This window comes from Geminicoccus flavidas, assembly GCF_009806515.1.
Classification (GTDB): Bacteria; Pseudomonadota; Alphaproteobacteria; order Geminicoccales; family Geminicoccaceae; genus Geminicoccus; species Geminicoccus flavidus.
Genome location: NZ_WUJP01000159.1, coordinates 1 through 4052 on the forward strand (window position 1 = coordinate 1; position 4052 = coordinate 4052).

The 4052-nt window shown below is 68.6% G+C and carries 3 protein-coding genes; all 3 read left to right on the forward strand.

Going from position 1 to position 4052, the window contains the following annotated elements; translation table 11 throughout:
- A partial coding sequence (locus tag EQG76_RS04320) for a precorrin-2 dehydrogenase/sirohydrochlorin ferrochelatase family protein (RefSeq protein ID WP_407925504.1) occupies nt 1–402 on the forward strand: 402 nt, incomplete at its 5' end.
- 8 nt (nt 403–410) lie between these two features.
- Entirely contained in the window at nt 411–2204 is a 1794-nt protein-coding gene (locus tag EQG76_RS04325; protein WP_159710927.1) for a diflavin oxidoreductase, read from the forward strand.
- Between the two features lie 14 nt (nt 2205–2218).
- Nucleotides 2219–3937: an assimilatory sulfite reductase (NADPH) hemoprotein subunit gene (cysI, locus tag EQG76_RS04330; protein ID WP_159710928.1), complete on the forward strand. Its 1719-nt coding sequence runs from the start codon at nt 2219–2221 to the stop codon at nt 3935–3937.
- Nucleotides 3938–4052 lie beyond the last annotated feature (115 nt).

A 4052-nucleotide genomic window follows, 5' to 3' on the forward strand; every position in this document is an offset into this window, starting at 1 on the left:
GCCGCGCGCACCGAGGGGGTACTGGTCAACATCGAGGACCACCCGCCCTTCTGCGACTTCCACACCCCCGCCCTGGTCCGGCGCGGCGACCTGCTCGTCTCGATCTCGACCGCCGGCAAGAGCCCCGGCCTCGCCATGCGGCTGCGGCGCTGGCTGGAATCGCAGCTCGGCGAGGAATGGGCCGAGCGGCTGGAAGCAATCGCCCGCAAGCGGACCGCCTGGCGGCGCCGGCCGCGCACGCTCGATGAGTTGGCCAGCCTCACCGACGCGGTGATCGACGGCCATGGCTGGCTGACATCGGCCGAGCGTACGCCGCACAGCACTCCAGCATCCGGCCAGCTCGCCCGCGCCAGCGCCACGGCCAGTCCCGGGCCCGGCTCCACGCCCAGTTCCACGCACTGAGAACGACCATGGCCAGCTCCTCCCGCGTCCTGCCCATCCTGCCACCGACCGCTCCGTTCTCGGACGCGGCGATCAAGGCGCTCAATGCCGGCCTCGCCGAGACCAGCCCTGAGCAGCGCACCTGGCTGGCTGGATTCCTGGCAGGCTATGCTGCGGCCACCGCTACCGAGACGGCACCGGCCCAAGCAGCACCGGCCACAGCACCCAAGCGCAAGACCCCGCTCTCGATCCTCTACGCGACGGAGGGTGGCAACACCGAGGCGTTCGCCCAGAAGTTCGCCAAGGCCGCGGCCAAGCAGGGCTTCCAGCCGAAGATCCTGGATATGGGCGAGACCGAGCCCGCCGCACTCGCCGGGACCCAGAACCTGGTGGTGATCGCGTCGACCTGGGGCGAGGGCGATCCGCCGGCCCGGGCCGTGCCGTTCGCCCAAGCGTTCTTCGCCGACGGTGCGCCCAGGCTGGAGGGGACCCGCTTCGCCGTGCTGGCGCTGGGCGACACCGCCTATACCGAGTTCTGCGCGTTCGGCCGCCGGCTGGACGAGCGGCTGGCCGAGTTGGGTGCGGTGCGCGTGCTGGACCGGGTCGATTGCGACGTCGATTACGAGGGGCCGGCGAGCGACTGGTCATCTCAGGCGATCAAGCTGTTCACGCCCGCCGAAGCCGACGAGCCGAGCGCCGAGATCATCCATCTCGACCGGTTTGCGCGTGCCGAGGAGCAGGAATGGACTGCCCGGCACCCGTTCTTCGCGCCGATGAGCGAGCGGGTCACAATCACCTCGTCGCGCTCGTCCCGCGAGACGATCCATGTGGAGCTGGACCTCACTGATTCCGCCATCGTGTACGAGCCGGGCGACAGCCTCGCCATCCTGCCGGAGAATGACCCGCGCCTGGTCGAGCAGATCCTGGAGCGGGTGGGTCTTGGCGGCGACGATGCGCTGGCGCGTGAGCTTACCCGCACGAAGGACGTGACCACCCTGTCCAGGGCGACGCTGGAAGCCTGGAACCGGCTGCACCCTCACACCGAGCTCGGCGAGATGCTGGCCGGTGAGGGCTGGCGCAGCTTTGTGGCCGACCGGCAGCTGATCGACCTGTTCGAGACCTATGGTGCCACCGTCGGCAGGGACGAATTGCTCCAGCTGCTGCGGCCCCTGCCGGCCCGCTCCTATTCCATCGCCAGCGCACCGTCGGCTCATCCGGACGCCGCCCATCTGTTGGTCTCGGTGGTGCGCTGGCAGAGCCATGGCCATCAGCGCAACGGCGTGGCCTCGTCGTTTCTGGCCGACCGGCTCGGCCGGAACCAGAAGCTCGGCGTGTTCCTGAAGCCCAACCGCCACTTCCGCCTGCCGGCCGATCCCTCGACCAAGGTGGTGATGATCGGGCCCGGCACCGGCGTGGCCCCGTTCCGGGCGTTCCTGCAGCACCGCCGTGAGACCGGCGCACCCGGGCAGAACTGGCTGTTCTTCGGCGAGCGCAACTTCACCCACGATTTCTACTACCAGACCGAGCTGCAGGACCTGAAGGTGGACGGGGTGCTCAGCCGGATTGACCTGGCCTTCTCGCGCGACCAGCCGGAGAAGATCTACGTCCAGGACCGGATGTGGCAGCAGCGCCAGGACCTGTGGGCCTGGCTGCAGGACGGCGCGCACTTCTACGTGTGCGGCGATGCCACCCGGATGGCCAAGGATGTCGACCAGACCCTGAACCGCATCGCCACCGAGGTGGGCGGGCTCACCGACGACAGGGCCAAGGCCTGGCTGCAGGACGCCACCAGGGCCGGCCGCATCCAGCGCGACGTCTATTGAGAAGCGAAAAGCAGATGAGCACGCTCTCGAAGAACGAGACCATCAAGGCCAAGAGCCGGGGCCTGCGCGGGACGATCGCGGAGGGGCTGACCGACACCATCACCGGCCAGCTGGCCGAGGACGACACTCAGCTCACCAAGTTCCACGGCTTCTACCAGCAGGACGACCGCGACCTGCGGCCCGAGCGACGCAAGAAGTTCCTGGAGCCGGCCTACAGCTTCATGATCCGGGTCCGGCTGCCGGGCGGGGTGTGCACGCCTGCGCAGTGGCTGGCGATGGACGAGATCGCGACCAGCTACGCGAACCACTCGCTGCGGCTGACCACCCGCCAGACCTTCCAGTTCCACGGCGTGATCAAGACCAACCTGAAGCGCACCATGCAGGCGCTGGACCGGGCACTGGTCGACACGATCGCGGCCTGCGGCGACGTCAACCGCAACGTGCTGGCCAGCTCCAACCCGCACGTCTCGACGACGCACGCGACGGCCTACGAGCTGGCGCGGCAGCTCAGCGAGCACCTGCTGCCGAAGACGCGGGCCTGGCACGAGATCTGGCTGGACGGCGAGAAGGTCGCAGGCGGCGAGGCGGAGGACGAGCCGATCCTGGGCAGGACCTACCTGCCGCGCAAGTTCAAGATCGTGGTGGCGGTACCGCCGGACAACGATGTCGACGTCTTCGCTCAGGACCTGGGCTTCATCGCGATCCTGGACAAGAAGGGCAAAATTGTCGGCTGGAACGTGACGGTCGGCGGCGGCATGGGCATGACCCATGGCGAGCTCGCCACCTTCCCGCGCGCTGCCGACGTGATGGGCTTCTGCACGACGGATCAGGTGCTGAAGGTGGCCGAGCACGTCGTGACGGTGCAGCGCGACTGGGGCAACCGCGCCGATCGCAAGAACGCCCGGCTGAAATACACGATCGAGCGGCACGGGCTGGACGCGTTTCGGGCCGAGGTCGAGAAGCGCTGCGGCTTCGCCTTGGGCGCGCCCAGGCCGTTCCGGTTCGACGACAATGGCGACCGCTATGGCTGGGTGCAGGACCATGAGGGCTCCTGGCACTTCACCCTGTTCATCGAGAACGGGCGGATCAAGGACACGGACGAGAAGAAGCTGCTCACCGCCCTGCGCGAGATCGCCAAAGTCCATGACGGCGAGTTCCGGCTCACCGCCAACCAGAACCTGGTGATCGCGAAGATCGCACCGGAAAAGCGCCTGCTGATCGAGCAAATGCTGGCCGAGTACGGGCTGATCGGGCAGGAAACGGCGCTGCGCCGGGGGGCCATGGCCTGCGTGGCGCTGCCGACCTGCGGCCTCTCGCTGGCCGAGGCGGAGCGCTACCTGCCGGATCTGGTGACCGCCCTGGACGAGACGGTGCGCGACGCCGGCCTGGCGGAGGATTCGATCACCATCCGCATGACCGGCTGCCCGAACGGCTGCGCGCGCCCCTATCTGGCGGAGATCGGCCTAGTCGGCCGCGGGCCCGGCACCTACAACCTCTATCTGGGCGGCGCCTTCGACGGCACGCGGCTGAACAAGCTCTATCGCCGCGACGTTCAGCACGACCGGATCGTGGCAGAGCTGTCGCCGCTGCTGAAGCGCTATGCGGCGGAGCGGAACGAAGGCGAGCGCTTTGGCGATTTCGTGATCCGCCAGGGCGTCATCGCGCCCACGACCGCGGGCCGCCACTTCCATGACGACCTGCCGGCCGAGGTGGACGCCGCTGTCGCCGCCTGAGGCGGCGCTCACCTCAGCTCTGGTCGGGATTTTCCAGCAGGTCGTCCAGCGTTTGGCCGAGTTGCTCGGTGACGTAGCCGCCCACCTGGAACGCCCAGCCGCTGGTATGGGCGGC

Coding starts and splice junctions, on each gene's coding strand:
- EQG76_RS04325 (WP_159710927.1), top strand. CDS start 411: ATGGCCAGCTCCTCCCGCGTCCTGCCCATCCTGCCACCGACCGCTCCG.
- cysI (WP_159710928.1), top strand. CDS start 2,219: ATGAGCACGCTCTCGAAGAACGAGACCATCAAGGCCAAGAGCCGGGGC.